This window comes from Phaeobacter porticola, from assembly GCF_001888185.1.
Taxonomy (GTDB): Bacteria; Pseudomonadota; Alphaproteobacteria; order Rhodobacterales; family Rhodobacteraceae; genus Phaeobacter; species Phaeobacter porticola.
Genome location: NZ_CP016364.1, coordinates 2264564 through 2282139 on the forward strand (window position 1 = coordinate 2264564; position 17576 = coordinate 2282139).

General features: G+C 56.7%; 12 protein-coding genes, 1 tRNA gene and 2 pseudogenes. 4 read left to right on the forward strand and 11 right to left on the reverse strand.

The window, feature by feature from the left end; genetic code table 11:
- Positions 1–149: 149 nt before the first annotated feature.
- A tRNA-Cys gene (locus PhaeoP97_RS10885) sits at positions 150–223 on the forward strand.
- 70 nt (positions 224–293) lie between these two features.
- Entirely contained in the window at positions 294–1643 is a 1350-nt protein-coding gene (locus tag PhaeoP97_RS10890) for a tyrosine-type recombinase/integrase (RefSeq protein ID WP_192849656.1), read from the forward strand.
- A 158-nt stretch (positions 1644–1801) separates the two neighbouring features.
- On the opposite strand, the pseudogene PhaeoP97_RS20635 reads toward PhaeoP97_RS10890, so the two are convergent.
- Positions 1802–2086, reverse strand: a pseudogene (locus PhaeoP97_RS20635) (hypothetical protein); the annotation flags it as partial.
- A 72-nt stretch (positions 2087–2158) separates the two neighbouring features.
- Between PhaeoP97_RS20635 and PhaeoP97_RS10900 the strand changes: the two are divergent.
- The gene (locus tag PhaeoP97_RS10900; protein WP_157891247.1) at positions 2159–3541 is read left to right on the forward strand and encodes an ApeA N-terminal domain 1-containing protein; all 1383 of its coding nucleotides are present in this window, start codon (positions 2159–2161) and stop codon (positions 3539–3541) included.
- Between the two features lie 239 nt (positions 3542–3780).
- Here PhaeoP97_RS10900 and istB read toward each other — a convergent pair whose 3' ends face one another.
- The 3 genes from istB to PhaeoP97_RS20510 are packed head-to-tail and all read right to left on the reverse strand — an operon-like array spanning position 3781 to position 6008.
- A complete protein-coding gene (gene istB, locus PhaeoP97_RS10905) occupies positions 3781–4512 on the reverse strand; it encodes an IS21-like element helper ATPase IstB (protein ID WP_072503358.1) in 732 nt (243 codons plus the stop codon).
- Complete coding sequence (locus tag PhaeoP97_RS10910) at positions 4509–5525, reverse strand: Mu transposase domain-containing protein (protein ID WP_237029020.1); 1017 nt, start codon at positions 5523–5525, stop codon at positions 4509–4511. Before PhaeoP97_RS10910 ends, istB begins: the two co-directional genes overlap by 4 nt.
- A gap of 39 nt (positions 5526–5564) precedes the next feature.
- Positions 5565–6008, reverse strand: a complete 444-nt coding sequence (locus PhaeoP97_RS20510; RefSeq protein WP_217525901.1) for a hypothetical protein — start codon at positions 6006–6008, stop codon at positions 5565–5567.
- Between the two features lie 197 nt (positions 6009–6205).
- Between PhaeoP97_RS20510 and PhaeoP97_RS10915 the strand changes: the two are divergent.
- Positions 6206–7078 (forward strand): annotated as a pseudogene (locus PhaeoP97_RS10915) (IS5 family transposase).
- Between the two features lie 337 nt (positions 7079–7415).
- Here the strand turns inward: PhaeoP97_RS10915 and PhaeoP97_RS10920 are convergent.
- From PhaeoP97_RS10920 to ptsP, 7 genes are all read right to left on the reverse strand, one after another.
- Positions 7416–9038 carry an AMP-binding protein gene (locus PhaeoP97_RS10920; RefSeq protein ID WP_072505070.1) on the reverse strand — a complete coding sequence of 541 codons (1623 nt, stop codon included), beginning with the start codon at positions 9036–9038 and terminating at the stop codon, positions 7416–7418.
- Positions 9039–9042: 4 nt separating this feature from the next.
- Entirely contained in the window at positions 9043–10203 is a 1161-nt protein-coding gene (locus PhaeoP97_RS10925) for an acyl-CoA dehydrogenase family protein (protein WP_072505071.1), read from the reverse strand.
- 106 nt (positions 10204–10309) lie between these two features.
- Positions 10310–11113, reverse strand: coding sequence for an enoyl-CoA hydratase family protein (locus PhaeoP97_RS10930; RefSeq protein WP_072505072.1), 804 nt, complete (start codon positions 11111–11113; stop codon positions 10310–10312).
- On the reverse strand, positions 11110–11568 hold the full coding sequence (locus tag PhaeoP97_RS10935; RefSeq protein ID WP_072505073.1) for a MarR family winged helix-turn-helix transcriptional regulator: 459 nt from the start codon (positions 11566–11568) through the stop codon (positions 11110–11112). The genes PhaeoP97_RS10930 and PhaeoP97_RS10935 overlap by 4 nt, the downstream gene beginning before the upstream one ends.
- Entirely contained in the window at positions 11568–12335 is a 768-nt protein-coding gene (locus PhaeoP97_RS10940; protein ID WP_072505074.1) for an SDR family NAD(P)-dependent oxidoreductase, read from the reverse strand. The genes PhaeoP97_RS10935 and PhaeoP97_RS10940 overlap by 1 nt, the downstream gene beginning before the upstream one ends.
- Entirely contained in the window at positions 12332–14626 is a 2295-nt protein-coding gene (locus tag PhaeoP97_RS10945) for a bifunctional salicylyl-CoA 5-hydroxylase/oxidoreductase (protein WP_072505075.1), read from the reverse strand. Before PhaeoP97_RS10945 ends, PhaeoP97_RS10940 begins: the two co-directional genes overlap by 4 nt.
- A 676-nt stretch (positions 14627–15302) precedes the next feature.
- Positions 15303–17543 carry a phosphoenolpyruvate--protein phosphotransferase gene (ptsP, locus tag PhaeoP97_RS10950; protein WP_072505076.1) on the reverse strand — a complete coding sequence of 747 codons (2241 nt, stop codon included), beginning with the start codon at positions 17541–17543 and terminating at the stop codon, positions 15303–15305.
- Positions 17544–17576 lie beyond the last annotated feature (33 nt).

The window sequence follows — 17576 nt, forward strand, 5'->3', positions numbered from 1 at the left end:
GTTCAAACGGAGGTTGCGCCGAACGCAGCACCCACCAAGAGCACCACATACGGTGTCGGAAATTTTTCCGACTTTCCCGCCTGCTCCACGCAAGACACCTCTTGCGCCTCTCCCCCGCATGTGATTAATCACGCTCATACCACCAGGACGGCGAGTTGGCGGAGTGGTGACGCAGCGGATTGCAAATCCGTGTACACCGGTTCGATTCCGGTACTCGCCTCCACAAACCCCCCACCCACTTTCAACACATTGAAACAGTTGATTTTGTTGAGTTTATGCATACACTCAACTGCATGATGGACTATATTTCGGACACTACGACTGGTCTAGTTCGGCCAGAATACCATGCACCGACGCTTGTAAAGCTCAACGGCAAGGGTGGCATCTGGTATGTGTCTGTCACTATGCCCAAAGCCCTCCAAAAGGGAGCAATGCGGCAGGAAAAACGCTCTACTGGCACGACCGATAAACGGGCAGCTAAGACCAAAATTGCACCCTTAACCAATGAAATATATGCGAAATTTGATCGTGGCTTGGCTGCACTACACAACAGCTATGTCCAGGAGACGAACCAACCTGCATACACAAACACTATCGGTGACTTCACGAAGGTGTTTACGGCCGCCCCGTTCTTGATAAAGCAGCATGGCTTGGACAAAGACCCCGACCGAAAAATTACTAACCTGCTTCCTAGCTGGATCGTCTACCTGGAAGATACCAATCAAGGAAACCACAAGGAACGTACCTCGCGAAGGAGCAAACTCTTGGAGTTTGTTAGTGTTGTGGGAAACCTCCACGTCGAGGACATCAAGAAGCAGCACGGCTACCAGTACGAGAAGTGGTTGAATGACGAAGGTAAGGCGAACAGCACGGTGAGATCGCTGATAACGAAGGTTGGTGCATTTCTCACATGGTGCGAACAAGAGGACTTCATTGAAAACAACCCCTTCTACAACCTCAAACTTTCCCACTACGGCAAAGAGAGCCTTCCCTATTTGCCCTTCGATCTCGATGAACTTACCGCAATATTTGCTCAGGAAATGAACGATGCAGACCGACTGTGCCTGAGCATACTTGCTGTGACGGGTGCGAGGTTGGACGAAATTGCCCTCCTGGATTGGTCTCAGGTCAAGACCGAGTTTGGCATCACATTTATCGATCTAAGACCCGAAGAAGTGATCGTGAAGACTGATGGCTCACATCGCGTTGTCCCCATCCACCCAGCAGTTGCCGAAACTTTATGGTCAACGAAGAAATCCGAAACGGGGCGCATCTTCGACTACAAGATCGATGTGAACGGGAAGTCTCAGAATGACGCCAGCAAGACTCTGATGCCTTACATCAGGAACGTCACAAAGCATGATCGAAAAGTCGTGCATTCCTTACGCGGCACTTTCAAACAGATGTTGGAAAATGCGGGTATCACGCAAAGCATGGTCGAAAAGCTAGAATCGGGAGAGATTTCGCTGACGGAGATTGACCTCGCAATCCGAGAGAACAAGGTGGACAAACGTGTGAATGACAAGATCACTGGTCACTCCGCCCGTGATACAGCAGGGAAATACGGCTTCGGACCACTGCTGATCCCACGTGCCAACGCCGTATCGAAGATTGATGTTAGCTTCCTAGGCCCACATCATTGAGGCTCAGTTCGATAGTGACAGGAGTTCGACACTATCGAAAGCGAACGATTGTCGTATTGGATGTCTGAGTTCCTTTATCCAACACCTCGTATCGACATGTAACAGTCAGCACATTTGCCAGTGTTGTCGTGCAGGTCCAAGCGATCACCGATACAAAATCACTCTGCTGGTGCCAGCGTCGGTTGCGGTCTAGCACGACTCTTTCGTTTCTCACCCAGCATCAACGTGCCAGGGGTCACCACCAGTGTCAGGATCGTCGCAATCACAAGCCCACCTGCAATTGCCGATGACGGTTCGGTCCACCACTGCGTTGATGGTGCGCCGTAAACAACGTCACGTGTGAAGAAGTTCAGGTTCACCCCGATCACTATTGGAATGAGACCTAGTGCGGTCGTGACGGATGTCAGGATGACGGGACGTAGACGTTGTGCGCCTGTGCGTAAGCACGGATGGTCAAAGCATGAAGGATGTCGCAGACTTGTGCTGGCAAACTCGGAGAAGCAGGAGGCTATTCTTTGGAAGATTTCTTTAAGCCCAACGAAAAAATCCTGTGCGTAGAGCAAGAAACAGAGCGTGGGATCACGGGTTTTTTCAGATACTCACCAGACAGCATTGAGACCCAACTCACATCTTTTGATGGCTTTTTTCATCTCCCTGATCACGGCTGCATAACACTGCTGGCAGAAGACCTTCAATTCATCACTCTGTTCAACAGCTTTTCCAGTCCAGGGACTCGAACAAAGCACTCAGAACCTGAACAGCACAGTTATACTCAAAGGGTTCATTCGAACCTGGCGCTGGTCGGTCATAGCCCTTGGACGGAAGAGATGACGGTTAAGCAAGTTAGCTTCGAAGTGCCACACGCTCAGCGCATTCTTGAGAACAGTGAGTTCATTGAATTACTTGCAGGTCAAGAACGATACAGTGATATGGACCGTCGAGTTGTGCATACATCAGTGAATGGCGTCACCATATCGGTTTGGTATGCTGCACGTTATGGGTCGACTGGTGAATTTCCAACCGAGTGGGGGCCAAGGATCGAAGTCACATTCGATGAACCCAAGTCAGTGTATGATTTCACAGATGCATTGTTCTTTGTTACGTCATTCCTTTCATTCAACCTTGGCACTGATTTGCAATGGCAGGAAGCCAGCATCTCTCACATGGATGACGATGAGATCGACGCCGCAATCGCTGCCCAGTCATATGTTGGGCGACATCAAGCTATCTTTCTTTTGGGCGACAATGACCCTGAGATGCAGGGTAGCGGCAACTGGGGCAGCCCATGCCTCTGCTACAATGACAACGAGCGGGCAGTCTTTGGGGATTGCCTGAACAAATGGGTAGCACGTGCGCCCGAATGGAAGACCGCATATGGCCTCATGATGAACTTTCTTAGGCACAAAGGTACGATTGGGGCTGATCGGTTACTTGCGGCTTGCAAGTGTCTGGAACAGATTCCTGATACTCAAAGTCTGAAGGTTCTCGATGATAGCGACATTGACCAAGTGATCTCGGCAGCAGTAACTAAGGCCAACGATCTGGGGCATGGGAAATTAGGCGGACGAATCAGGTCATCCCTTCAACGAGTTGGCACCGAAGATCATGATGCGAGGTTTAGAAGGCTATACGCTGGCGCTCTGAACGGTCACAGGACTGTAAGGCCGTTCGACTCAGTCATATCGGACCTCAAGAACGCCATGCGCCTTCGCGGCCATGCAGCACATCGTGCCTTACACACCGATACTGACGCAGAATTTCAAACGTTGGCACGGGCGATCAGTTCAGTTGAGTGTCTGTGCTTTCTTCTGCTGGCAAAGGATTTGCCTCTATCTGCTGAGGGCAAGGAGCGAATGTTCCGCAATCCACTGGTCTCGGACTACATCACGTCGTTCTGATGGCAGTCTTGGTCTTGAGACATGATGTTGATATTGTGCCAAAGAGGCAGAAGCACACAATAATTGGGTACGAGTTTGACAGAAGAAGAACGACGACAGTATTTCCCTGGATTGTCAATGAGCGTTCAAAGTTGACCCGGTTTCAGCATTTAAAATTGACCCACCCCATGTGGCGCAAAGCCCCCAGGCGGGCCGCCCTCATATAGCGAGTCCGTCTGGGGGCTTTGCTTTCGGGACGGTTACTTTTCTCTGCGGCTTTTGCTCTGAGCAAAGCGATAGGACGTGTTGCCGGTTTCGATGATTGCGCAATGGTGGGTGACGCGATCCAGCAGCGCGGTGGTCATCTTGGCATCGCCAAAGACCGAGACCCACTCTCCGAACTCCAGGTTGGTGGTGATGATGACGCTGGTTTTCTCGTAGAGCTTGCTGATCAGATGGAACAGCAATGCTCCGCCAGACTTGGGGAACGGGATGTAGCCCAGCTCGTCGATGATGACGCAATCCAGAGCCGAGAGTTGCCGGATGATCTTCCCGGCATTGCCCTCGGCCTGTTCCTTGATCAGGGCGTTGATCAGATCGACGGCGTTGAAGAAGCGTGCCTTCTTGCCGTTGGTGATCAGGGTGGTGCCCAAAGCGATGGCGATATGGGTTTTGCCGGTGCCGGTTCCGCCCACCAGGATGAGGTTGTGCGCCTCTTGGGTGAACTGCCCTGTGCAGAACGGTTCGATCTGGGTCTGGGTGATGGCGGCAGCACCATAATCGAAGGTGGCGAAGTCCTTATGATGGGGGAACTTCGCGATCCTCATTTGATACTGGATAGAGCGCGCCCGCCGCTCTACAGTCTCCGCGTCGATCAGTTGCTTTATCGCTGTGGTCAGACTTGGTGGCTTGCGCGCGGACAGCAAATCATGTGCGCAAGCTGCCATTCCGTGCAACCTCAGGGCGGTCAGTTGGTCGATCAGGGCGTTCATGCGGCAACCTCCTCAGTCGAGCACAGGATCTCATAGCGCTTGCAGTCGGCCTCGGGTCGCAGGGTCAGTTGCGGATAGGCATAGGCTTCGCTGAGCGGCGTGATGACCGGCTCCACCAACTGGTTAATCAGGTTGATGATGGCGGGCAGGCGGAGGGTGTTTTGTGCCACGGCCAGTTCACAAGCCATCTCGACAACCTCGATCCCGTGATCCTGGACGAGCAGAAGCAGATCAACGAACTCCCGATCCCCGCCCTTGTCTGCCATGTAATGTTCCCTGATCTGGTGCATGGCCTCAGGCAGTTGCCAGTCCACGAAGGGTGCGCCATTGCGTAGGGCGCCGGGCTTGCGATCCAGCAGAGGAACATAGTGCCAGGGTTCAAAGTAGCTGACGTTGCGGGTGAAGCGGCGCTTATGCTCGGCGATGATATCCTGGCCCGACACCAGCATAATCCGGCCCGCATAAGCGCGCAGCGACACATGTTGACCGGCAAAGTGGGACGGGACGCTGTAGCGGTTGCTGGCATATTGAACCAGGCAAGTGGATCGGACACGAACCGTCTTCTCAACATAGCCGTCAAAAGGCCGACCCAAGGGGCGCAGCTCGGCGCGTTCGTCTTCGAACACCTCGGCAATCGTGCGATCCTGCTGTTCGGGATGGGGACGATTGGCCAGTTCTTCACAGCGCAGGCGCAACCAGTTGTTCAGCGCATCAAGATCTTCAAAGGCAGGCTTGGGCACAAACAACCGGCCGCGCAAAAACTGGACCTGGTTCTCGACCTGCCCCTTCTCCCAACCCGCTGCGGGCGTGCAGGCAACAGGTTCCATCACATAGTGGTTCATCAGAGCCAGGAACCGGGGATGGAATATCCGGTCCTTCGAGCGGGACACATAGGTCACCATGGTCTTGGGGTTATCAATGATCACCCGTCGTGGAACCCCGCCATAGAAAGACAGTGCCTGCACAAAAGCATCCAGAACCATCTCCTGGGCTTCGCCGGGATAGGCGATCACCAAAGGCTTGCGGCTGTGGCACAGGCGGAAATGGGCAACCTAGATCTTTTGTTCAACGCCGCCCAGGACAACCCGTTCTTCGCTCCAGTCAAACTGAAGGGCGTCACCAGCAGCAAAATGCAGGGGGATAAAAGCATCGCCAGAACCGGCGCCAGCCCGCTTCAGATCGCGGACAAATCGCTGAACTGGAGAATAGGACCCGGTGTAGCCTTCCACCACGAGCTGCTCATAAAGCTTCTGGGCCGTTCGCCGCTCCCGACGTGGTCGCTTCTGGTCCTGATCGAACAGTTCCTGAAGCCGGAGATCAAACCCGTTGCACAGTTTGTGCCGAACCGGTGGAGCCTGGCGCTGGTAGCTCGGCGGGCTCTCATCCTTCAAATACTTCTTGATCGTGTTGCGCGATAATCCCGTCGCCCGCGCAACAGACCGGATACTGCGCCCTTCAACCAGCACCCACAGACGGATCTTCGATACACTTTCCATCAATAACACCTGCTCTTTCCTCCGCACTTGAAGCGCGGATGTTAACGAAACAGGTGGGTCAATTTTACTCGCTCATAACCCACCTAAGTGGGTCAATTTCGCATGCCGATTCACAGCCTGGACGATCTGGAATGGCCTTGTTGCACAAATCGGTTTGGGGATTCACTGCGTGAATTCAGTGTGATAGCTGAAACAGCATGAGCAGTTGGGCCCCTACGAAATACAAGACCAGGAACTGGCCTTCGTAAAACACAGCACTAAAGCGGCGCGGATCGCTTTCGATTGGTTTGATCCCGAGATGGTCTGGGTGCCGCTGCCGAGCGGCAAGCGGGGCCGACAGCAGCAATTCAGCGACGCTGCGATCCAGACCTGCCTGACCTTGAAGATGTTGTTCGGCATGCCGCTGCGACAGACGACCGGATTTGGCGAAAGTCTGCTGCGGCTCGTTGGACTGGATTGGGCAGTGCCCGATTTCAGCACACTTTGCCGCCGTCAGAAGACACTGAACGTGAGCCTGCCGTATCGCGGTGGAACCGGCCCGCTGAACCTTCTTATCGATAGCACCGGCATCAAGGCCGAGGGTGAAGGGGAATGGAACGCCCGCAAGCATGGTGGCGCCAAATGCCGGATTTGGCGTAAGACACCCATGGGGATCGACAAAGTAACGCTGGAAGTTCGGGCGGCCGAGGTCACCACCAGTAATGTTGGTGATGCGCCGATGCTGCCGGAACTGCTCGCGCAAATGCCCCGACGCGATTGCTGCCCGTGGTGCCGGCGCCGTCATTCCGCCCCGCAAGAACGCCAAACTCTGAAAGCCCACAAGCGCCGGGGCCGCTGCCCGGAACGAAGCGGTCAACGCGTCGCGAGACCTGGCTCGCGCCCTGTGGCGGCGATGGAGCGGATACCACCGTAGAAGCCGTGTCGAGAGCAAGATGAACTGTGTGAAACTTCTTGGCCAGTCACTCATGGCACGCGACTTTGACAGACAAGTCGCGGAAGTCCAAATCCGCGGCGCCGCGCTCAATCGCTACACCGCTCCGGGCATACCAGTCACAGAGCCCGTAGGATAAGTCCGTCCGGGGAAAGGGTAAGCCTGCCCATCAACGGATTTGCGCAACAAAGCCCATAGCCGCCGTAACACAAGCCCGAAAACGCCCCGCGGGCTCTGGAAAAGCTACGGTCCAGCCAGATCCTGCTCAACCCGTTCATCAGTTTTCATAAGTATTTCCACTGCCAACTGCGGTTGGGAATATGCGATTGTCAGCAATCTCTAGTCGGTCATCATCGCGTTCTCAGGGTTCATTTCACCGGACCGCCGCTTATCGCTGCGGCGTCGTATGGCCTCATGACCGTGCTCGGTCGCCCCGTGTTATACTTACAGATCGGTCGGTTCTTGATCAAGCCCACCTACGCCGGATCTTCTTTGAGCCGAAACCGCTGAATCTTGCCAGTTTCGGTCTTGGGCAGTGCTTGGGTGAACTGGATGTCGCGCGGGTACTTATAGGGCGCAATAGCGGCCTTCACGTGATCCTGCAACAGATTGATCAATTCCGGCGACGCCGATTGCCCTTCGGCCAGAACGATATGGGCCTGAACGATTTCGCCACGTGCCTCATCTGCGGCGCCAATGACGGCGCATTCCGCGACGGCCGGATGAGCAAGCAGAGCTGCCTCCACCTCGGGACCAGCGATATTATACCCAGCAGAAACGATCATATCGTCATTGCGGGCGGCGAAATGCAGATAACCCTCTGCGTCCATCATGAAGCTATCGCCAGTGATGTTCCAGCCGTCCTGAACGTACTCTGTCTGACGCGCATCTGCCAGATAGCGGCAGCCTGTCGGCCCCTTCACCGCAAGCCTGCCGACCTCACCACGCGGCGTCTCAACGCCGTCCACATCCTGAACCCGCACCTGATAACCACGCACAGGTTTGCCGGTACAAGCCGGTCGGTGATCGTCGAACCGGTTAGAGATAAAGATATGCAGCATCTCGGTCGCTCCGATGCCGTCCAGCATCGGCTTACCGGTCTTTGCGATCCAGTCTTCATAAACTGGCGCAGGCAATGTCTCGCCCGCTGAAACCGCGGCACGCAGGGACGAAAGATCTGCCCCCTCTTCCATTGCATGCAACATGACGCGATAGGCAGTTGGCGCAGTCAAACAGACGGTGGCACGGTATTTCTCAATGATCTCAATCAGATTGGGCGGCGACGCATTCTCCAACAACGTTGCAGCCGCCCCAAACCGCAGCGGAAAGATCGCCAGTCCCCCCAGCCCAAAGGTAAAGGCCAGCGGCGGTGAGCCGACAAAAATATCCTGCGGCGTCACTCCCAGAACCGCGGCGGCATAGCCATCGGCAATCATCAACAGATCGCGATGAAAATGCATTGTCGCCTTGGGTGACCCTGTGGTGCCAGAAGTAAACCCCAACAGCGCCACATCATCCCGCCCGGTGGAGACGGCCTCATAGCTCACCGGTTTCTCCAGCGCCAGGCGATCCAGCTCGGCGTCATGATTGGACGTGCCGTCAAACCCGACAACAGAGGTCAGATAGGCGGATGTCTTGGCGCAAGACACCAGCGCATCCATCAGGCGGCTGTCACACAGCGCGTGGCTGATTTCGCCCTTATCGATGATCTTTGACAGCTCACCTGCACGCAGCATTGGCATGGTATTGACCACCACCGCCCCCGCCTTGGTCGCAGCAAGCCAGCAGGCCACCATCGCCGGGTTGTTGGCCGATCTGATCAGCACCCGGTTGCCCGGCTTCACGCCCATATCCTCGGTCAACACATGGGCCAGCCGGTTTGTCCAGTCACTCAGTTCCTTGTAGGTACGTCGACGACCATTGCCGATCAGCGCGGTGTTGTCGCCAAACCCTTTGGCAACCATGGCGTCGGTAAGCTCCACCGCCGCATTCAGGTGCTCGGGATAGTCGAACCCCTCCAGCAGGAACTCTGGCCACTGGTCTGTCGGCGGCAGGTTATCGCGGGTGAAACTGTCGATATGTGCGGTTGGACCCAACATGCTCTCAGTCTCCCTTTTGAAAAGCATTCAGCGCCTGGCGCGCGATGACAACGCGCTGCACATCCGACGCCCCCTCATAGATGCGCAGGGCACGAATATCGCGGTACAGTTCTTCCACTTTTTGCCCTCGACGGACACCATCCCCGCCATGTAGCTGCACCGCCCGATCAATGACTTTCTGCGCCTGATCGGTGGAAAACAGCTTGGCCATTGCAGCCTCACGAGTGATGCGGGCGGCGCCGCTGTCCTTGGCCCAGGCCGCGCGGTAAACAAGCAGCGCACTTGCATCCACATCCAGGGCCATATCGGCGATATGGCCCTGCACCATCTGCAAATCCGCCAAGGACGCGCCCTGCACATGGCGCTGTGTCACCCGCGCCAACGCCTCATCCAATGCCCGGCGTGCAAACCCCAACGCTGCTGCCGCCACGGTAGAACGGAACACATCCAGCACCGACATGGCTATTTTAAAGCCATCACCCGCCCCACCCAACCGGGCACTGCGCGGAATGCGACAATCGCTAAACCGCAAACGGGCCAGCGGGTGCGGCGCGATAGTCTCAAGCCGCTCCACCACCTCAAACCCCGGCAGCCCCGCAGGCACAACAAAAGCCGACAACCCCCTTGCCCCCGGCTCCTCGCCGGTACGGGCAAAGACGGTATAGACATCAGCGATTCCACCGTTGGAGATCCACGTCTTTTCACCGTTTAGCACATAGGTATCGCCGTCCAACTTTGCCGTCATGGTGGAATTGGCAACATCCGATCCCGATTGTGGCTCGGTCAGCGCAAAGGCGGCAATCGCCTTACCGCTGCGGGTCAGTGGCAACCACTCTGCCTGCTGCGCCTCATTGCCAAAGAGCGAGATCGCTCCAGTCCCAAGCCCCTGCATGGCAAAAGCAAAATCGGCGAGCCCATCATGGCGTGCCAGAGTCTCACGGATCAAACACAGCGTGCGCACATCCAGGCGCTCGCCCTGCGGGGCACCTGAATGTTGTGTCCAACCAACCTCACCCAACGCGGCAACCAGCCCCCGGCAGGCAGCATCGGTGTCGCTATGATCGACGTCTGCCAGCGCGCCTGCGGCCCAGATTTCAAGATCTGCGGCCAATGCGCGGTGGCGGTCCTCGAAAAATGGCCAGCTCAAAAACGTTCTATCCGCCATCTCGTTCCTCCCGGTATCAGGGCTGACCACCCTGTCATCTTTCCTCAAATACTCCCGCCGGAGGCTTCTGCGCCCTCCTCCGACGCACCGGCCCCCAAGGCGCGACTCAATCGCCCTCAAACAGCGGTTTTTCCTTTTTGACGAAGGCCTGATAGGCACGTTCGAAATCCGCCGTCTGCATACAGATGGCCTGCGCCTGCGCCTCGGCCTCAATGGCCTGCTCAATCGACATGGACCATTCCTGCACCAGCATTGTCTTAGTCATCATATGGCCAAAGTTCGGTCCCGCCGCGATCCGCTCGGCCCAGTTGTGCGCCTCGCCCATCAGCTCCGCAGATGAGACGAGCTTGTTATGGAACCCCCAGGCCACGCCTTCATCAGCGCTCATCGACCGTCCCGTATACAGCAGCTCAGCCGCCCGCCCCTGACCGATGATGCGGGGCAGAATAGCGCAGGCCCCCATGTCACAGCCCGCCAGACCCACGCGGGTGAACAAAAATGCCGTCTTGGTCTCAGGTGTCGCGATGCGCAGATCCGATGCCATGGCGATGATGGCGCCTGCGCCAACACAGACACCATCCAGTGCAGCAATAATCGGTTTGCCGCAATTGACCATCGCCTTTACCAGATCGCCGGTCATCCGGGTAAAGGCCAGCAGGTCCTTCATCGACATCTTGGTCAAAGGGCCAATGATATCATGTACATCGCCACCAGAACTGAAGTTGCCACCGTTGGGGGCAAAAATCACTGCCTTTACGTCATCATCATAATGAAGCGCGCGAAACCAGTCGCGCAACTCGGCGTAGCTGTCAAAGCTCAGAGGGTTCTTGCGGTCTGGCCGGTCCAGCGACACGGTCGCCACCCCGTCCTCAATGCTACACAGAAAGTACTTGGTATCCGTCGAAATCATCCGTCACGTCCTTCACTCTCAAGTTGCTTTGCCACCTTGTCCAGCGCATCAGACAAGGTCTGAACCTGCTCTTGCGGGACGGTGTCAAACATCTGGTCGATCCAACCCTCATGTGCGGCGGCCTGCCGGGCAAATTCCTCCACGCCCTCGTCCGTCAGCCGCACGCGGCTGGCGCGCCGGTCGCCTGGAACCTTTTCACGCTGCACATGACCATCATCGACTAGCCGCTCGACGATCCCCGTCACATTACCATTTGAAACTTTCAATACACCGGAGAGCTGGCTCATCTTCAGCCCATCTCGATGTTGGTTCAGGGCGGCCATCACGTCGAAACGCGGCAAAGTCGTGGTAAAGTCCTGACGCAAGCTCTCGCGGATTTCGCTTTCAACAGCACGGGTGGCCTTCAGGACTTTCAGCCACAGCCGCAGCCGGTCCTTGGAGCTGTCGGATTGCATCAGATCTCACCTCCGGTAATGGGCAGCGCGCTGCCGTTGATGGACGCCGCCGCAGATCCCGCCAGATACAGCGCCGCCTCGGCCACTTCTTCGGGCTGAATAAATCGGCCTTGCGGGTTGCCTGCACGCAGCGACTTTGCCGCCTGCTCCTCGCTCATGCCAGTGGTGCTGACTATGGTCCTGATCGACCGCTCCAGCAGCGGCGTATCTATAAAACCGGGGCACAGCGCATTCACCGTGATGCCCGTGCACGCCAGTTCCTGCGCCAATGCCCGGGTCAGCCCCAGCACCCCGTGTTTGGCTGCACAATAGCCCGAGACATACGGATACCCCTTCAATCCGGCGGTTGAGGCCACCGCGATCATCCGCCCCCAGCCCGCCGTCTTCATATCCGGCAGTACTGCTTGCCACAGGTTGAACACTCCCGACAGGTTGACCGACAGCGCGGCCTCAAAATCCGCCAGATCCATCTTGGCAAAGGGTTTGGACGGCGCCGCCCCCGCATTGGCAATCGCCACCGCAACCGGCCCGTTCTGCACCCGCGCTTGGTTCAACGCATCCTGAACAACCTTCGCATCCGTGACATCACAGATCAGCGGGGTCGCGCCTGTTTCGGCAGCGATTTCCTCCAGCGGATCCAACCGACGACCCAGCAGGCTAAGGTGCGCACCACGCGCAGCAAAGACCCGTGCCAGTGCGGCCCCAACGCCAGAGCCGCCGCCGGTAATCACCACATGTTTTCCCAATAGATCCTTTGACGGGCTCATGCGCGGATCACCTCTGCATCTCGATCGGCCAATCGCCAGGCCTGATCGCGCCCGGCCTGATAGGGCAGTGGCCATTCTGCATCACGATCACCAACACGGGTCGCCTCATGCAGCGTCCAGTAAGGATCCGCCAGATGTGGGCGCCCGATACACACCAGATCCGCGCGGCCTGCCATCAGGATGGAATTCGCGTGATCCGCCTCGTAGATATTGCCCACCGCCATGGTCGCGATTCCGGCATCATTGCGGATGCGGTCGGAGAACGGCGTCTGAAACATCCGCCCATAGACCGGTTTCGCCTCAACTGAAGTCTGACCGGCGGACACATCAATGATATCGGCTCCGACCGCCGTAAACGCCTGCGCGATCTCAACCGCCTCTTCCGGTGTGACGCCATCCTCTGCCACCCAATCGGTCGCAGAGATCCGCACTGACATCGGTTTTTGCGCGGGCCAGACCGCGCGCATTGCCTCGAACACCTCCAGCGGGTAGCGCAGCCGGTTTTCCAGGCTTCCGCCATAGGCGTCATCCCGAATGTTGGATTTAGGCGAAATAAAGGATGAAATCAGATAGCCATGCGCGGCATGAAGTTCGACCATGTCAAATCCAGCGCGATCAGCCATCTGCGCGGCTGCGACAAATTCCGCCTTGATCGCCGCCATTTCATCCCGCGTGATCTCTCGCGGAGCCGGGTTGTCCGGCGACCACGCAATGGCGGAGGCTGACACGGTCGGCCAGTTCCCATCAAGCAGTGGCGCGTCCATGGTTTCCCAGCCCAGTTGCGTCGATCCTTTACGTCCCGAATGGCCAATCTGGCAGCAGATCTTGGCCTCTGTCTCGGCATGAACAAAATCGGTCAACCGCGCCCAGGCAGCTTCATGCTCGGGCGCGTATAGCCCCGGACAGCCAAGGGTAATCCGTCCTTCGGCGCTGACGCAGGTCATTTCCGTATAAACCAGCCCTGCCCCGCCTTTGGCCCGTTCGCCATAGTGGATCAGATGCCAATCCGTCGGACTGCCATTCTTGGCCTTATATTGCGCCATCGGGGACACCACGATACGGTTCTTCAGCGCCATATCGCGCAGACGATAAGGCGCAAACATTGGCGCACGTACCGGCGCATCATGGCTGACACCCGCCCGCATTTGAAACCATTTTTCGGCTGATGCCAACCAGTCCGCGTCCCGCAAGCGTAGGTTTTCGTGGGAAATTCTCTGCGAGCGCGTCAGCAGCGAGTAGTTGAATTGTACCGGATCCATATCCAGATAGCGCTCAACGTCCTCAAACCACTCCAGCGAATTGCGCGCAGCGGATTGCAGGCGTAGCACATCCAGGCGGCGCTCTTCCTGATAGCGGGCAAAGGCCCGTTCCAGCGATGGTTCCGTGCTGATGAACTCGGCCAGTGCAATCGCGCTGTCAAAAGCCAACCGGGTACCTGACCCGATGGAAAAATGCGCCGTCGCCGACGCATCACCGAGCAACACGACGTTCTGATGATACCAGGTCTCGCAGAGCACCCGCGGGAAGTTGATCCAGACCGCCGAACCGCGCAGGTGGTCCGCATTGGAAATCAACGCATTTCCATCCAGATGATCGACAAAGATCTCCTCGCAGGTGCGCAGAATTTTGTCCTTGCTCATCCCTTCAAAGCCCCAGTTATTCCAGGTCTCGGCAGAGCATTCGACAATCACTGTCGCCGTGTCGGCATCAAATTGATAGGCATGGATCCACATCCAGCCATGCTGTGTTTTTTCAAAGATAAAGGTAAAGGCATCGTCGAATTTCTGCTTTGTGCCTAACCAGATGAACTTGCAGGGGCGTACATCGACATTGGGCTTGAAATGCTCGGCAAACTCGGACCGGACCGCAGAATTCAAACCATCACAAGCGACGACAAGATCGTAATCGCCCTGATAGGACGCAGCTGGACCGACGTTGGTTTCAAATTGCAGATCAATGCCCAGCTCACGGGCACGATCCTGCAAGATCACCAGCATCGCCTTGCGCCCGATCCCTGCAAACCCATGCCCACCTGAGACGGTCCGCGCGCCGCCATGCACCACGGCGATATCATCCCAATAGGCAAATTTATCGCGGATCTGCCCGGCACTGACGGGGTCGTTGCGCGATAGGTTATCAAGCGCGTCATCCGACAGCACGACCCCCCAGCCAAAGGTGTCATCGGGTTTGTTCCGCTCAAACACCGTGATCTCGGCGTCAGGCTGTCGCAATTTGGTCGAAATTGCAAAATAGAGGCCAGCCGGGCCGCCTCCTAAACAGGCGATTTTCATGATGCCGCTCCCCTATTGCTATCAGACCTGAGAACAGGATAATCCGATGCGCATAAACTTCAAGCTTAAAATTTTATACTTGAAGCTTTTACCAATATGCCTGATTTTCTCCGTTAAGGGAATATTCACCGAAACCTGAAAAACTGCGATCTGTGTCAGGATCCCCCCGGTTTCTCGGCGCCTATCGGTGCGCGGGCGACAAACCTGCTGATATACCAGCGCGTATTCTCTCTATATTTCAGATATCTAGGCGTCATAGTTGATGTTGAGAACTTATTAAACCCGCCCCATCCCCTCGCGAACAAGACCCCACTTAGTTAAATAATATCAATAACATACGTGTATTTCTAATACATCGTAACGCCTGTGGATAAGTCAGGGGGTAACCTAAGAACTCTCAACCATTACGCGACCGGACCACAAACCTCGCGAAATGTGAAATATTATCAGCATCCTGCAAGGGAATGTACGATTTTCGAAATTTTTACTAGATATTTTCAGGAGGAAAATCGCTATCCGTCAAACATGGGGTGCGATGATTTCGACAATTCGTCCACAGCCAACCACTCAAGGACGCCCATAGGCTGCAGTCCGCAGGCAGAGACAGCCGTAAAAAAACCGCGCGGAATAGGCCGCGCGGTCTTTGAATTCTGACCCTCGCTGTCTTGCGATATGTTCAGAGCTCTCGCAGATACTGCATCACCGCTGGGCGTACGGTTTGAACCCCGCGATGGCGTGCATCGGTGATGATTTTGCGCAACTCATTCAGGTCCACACGCATCAGCAGCGACTTTACCGGACCAACAGAAGCCGGACGCATCGACAGAACCCGAAGCCCCATGGCAGCAAGGCAGACGGCCTCAATCGGGCGCCCCGCATCCTCGCCACAAAAGCTGAGAGGTGTCCTGGAATTGTCGCAGCGTTCAACAATTTGCGCAATAAAGCTCAGGTAGCTGACATTCAGCGTGTCATAGCGTTTGCGCACCCGTTCATTCTCGCGGTCAGCGGCAAAAAAGAACTGCTTCAGATCATTGCCGCCAATGGACAGAAACTCCACCTCGTCAAAGAACTTTTGCGGCGCAAAGGCAAGTGATGGGGTCTCTAGCATCGCCCCCACCTCCAGCTTGGAGGGCAGCGCGTGACCAAGACGGCGCTCGCGTTCCAGCGTTTTTTCGACCTCAGCCTTGGCATCGCGGAACTCTTCGAACTGGGCCACAAAGGGGAACATCACCGTCAAGGGACGTCCGTTGGCGGCCCGGATCAACGCCTGCAACTGCATGCGCATCACACCAGGCTTGTCCAGTCCGACCCGGATTGCCCGCCAGCCAAGGGCTGGATTGGGTTCATCCGTGGGTTTCATATAGGGCAGCACCTTGTCCGAGCCGATGTCCAGCGTGCGAAACACCACCCGCTTGCCGCCCGCTGCATCCAGCACGCGCTGATACAACGCCACCAACTCTGAGCGTTTCGGCATCTGATTGCGAACCAGGAATTGCAATTCGGTGCGAAACAGGCCCACACCTTCGGCGCCGGAATTCTCCAGCGAAGGCAGATCCGCCATTAGCCCAGCATTCATCACCAAGTGGACGCGGGTGCCATCGCGGGTCAAAGCCTGCTTATCCCGAATTGACGCATACCGCTCCTGCGCTTTGGCCTGCATCGCGATTTTGTCACGAAAGGCGCTGACGACGGTATCATCGGGTCGCAAATGCACAACACCCTGTTCGCCATCCACCATGATGTGATCGCCATTCAGCGCCTCTGTGGTGATGCGTTTGGTATGGACGACCAGCGGAATGGCCAAGGCGCGGGCGATGATCGCGGCATGTGAGCCGACAGAGCCCTCCTCCAGCACGATGCCACGCAGATTGCGGCCATATTCCAGCAGCTCTCCCGGTCCGATGTTACGCGCGATCAGCACCGGATCTTCTGGCAGCTCGGCACCAGTTTCACTGCCCTGCCCGGTCAGAATGCGCAGCAGGCGGTTCGACAGATCATCAAGATCGCTAAGACGTTCGCGCAGATAGGCATCCTGCACCTGGCCCATCCGGGCACGCGCTTGGGATTGTTCTTTCTCCACAGCGGCTTCTGCACTCAAACCCCGGCCAATGTCCTCTTCCATCCGGCGCATCCAGCCCTTGGAATTGGCAAACATCCGGTAGGCTTCCAGCACCTGCAACTGTTCCTTGTCACCGGTCTGGGTAACCTCCAGCATTTTGTCCACACCGACGCGCAGCTCTTCAACCGCCTCATGCAGGCGCTCCAGCTCGCGGTGCGGGTCATCCGCAATTGGATTGGTGACCACAACGCGCGGTTCATGCAGCCAGACATGGCCCTCAACCGCGCCTTCCTGGGCGATTGTACCGCGCATCAGAACGGGCTGTTGGTGCAGCGGCGACAGGGCCGCGCCCTCGCCGACAAAGGCGCCAAGCTCGGTCATCTCAGCGATGACCATGGCAACCACCTCAAGTGCGTAAACCGCATCGGAAGAGAATTCGCGCCCCTCTTTTGATTGTACTACCAAAACGCCCAGCATTTCGCCAAGGCGCTGGATCGGCACTCCGAGGAAAGACGCATAGCGCTCTTCCCCGGTTTCCGGCATGTAACGGAACCCCTTGGCATTGGGGGCGTCAGGCGTGTTCACCACCTTGCCATAGCGCGCCACGCGGCCCACCAGCCCCTCGCCGATACGCATACGTGTCTGGTGAACGGACTCAAGGTTCAGACCCTGCGTCGCGCATAGCTCAAGCGTCTCGTCATCTCGAAACAGATAGACCGAACAGACCTCGCAGCGCATGCTGTCCGCAATAAGCTGGGTAATCTTGTCCAGCCGGGCCTGACCAGCATCATCGCCAGCCATCGCCTCGCGCAACCGCATCAATAGGTTGCGACTTTCGGATTCGCTTGTCTTCGCCATGGGGGCCGTTCACACAGGTTGTCGGTGTCAGGC

What these genes read in the sequence shown, in the direction of transcription:
- PhaeoP97_RS10890 (WP_192849656.1), top strand. Translation starts at nt 294, where the DNA reads ATGATGGACTATATTTCGGACACTACGACTGGTCTAGTTCGGCCAGAA.
- istB (WP_072503358.1), bottom strand. Translation starts at nt 4,512, where the DNA reads ATGAACGCCCTGATCGACCAACTGACCGCCCTGAGGTTGCACGGAATG.
- PhaeoP97_RS20510 (WP_217525901.1), bottom strand. Translation starts at nt 6,008, where the DNA reads ATGGAAAGTGTATCGAAGATCCGTCTGTGGGTGCTGGTTGAAGGGCGC.
- PhaeoP97_RS10920 (WP_072505070.1), bottom strand. Translation starts at nt 9,038, where the DNA reads ATGTTGGGTCCAACCGCACATATCGACAGTTTCACCCGCGATAACCTG.
- PhaeoP97_RS10925 (WP_072505071.1), bottom strand. Translation starts at nt 10,203, where the DNA reads ATGGCGGATAGAACGTTTTTGAGCTGGCCATTTTTCGAGGACCGCCAC.
- PhaeoP97_RS10930 (WP_072505072.1), bottom strand. Translation starts at nt 11,113, where the DNA reads ATGATTTCGACGGATACCAAGTACTTTCTGTGTAGCATTGAGGACGGG.
- PhaeoP97_RS10935 (WP_072505073.1), bottom strand. Translation starts at nt 11,568, where the DNA reads ATGCAATCCGACAGCTCCAAGGACCGGCTGCGGCTGTGGCTGAAAGTC.
- PhaeoP97_RS10940 (WP_072505074.1), bottom strand. Translation starts at nt 12,335, where the DNA reads ATGAGCCCGTCAAAGGATCTATTGGGAAAACATGTGGTGATTACCGGC.
- PhaeoP97_RS10945 (WP_072505075.1), bottom strand. Translation starts at nt 14,626, where the DNA reads ATGAAAATCGCCTGTTTAGGAGGCGGCCCGGCTGGCCTCTATTTTGCA.
- ptsP (WP_072505076.1), bottom strand. Translation starts at nt 17,543, where the DNA reads ATGGCGAAGACAAGCGAATCCGAAAGTCGCAACCTATTGATGCGGTTG.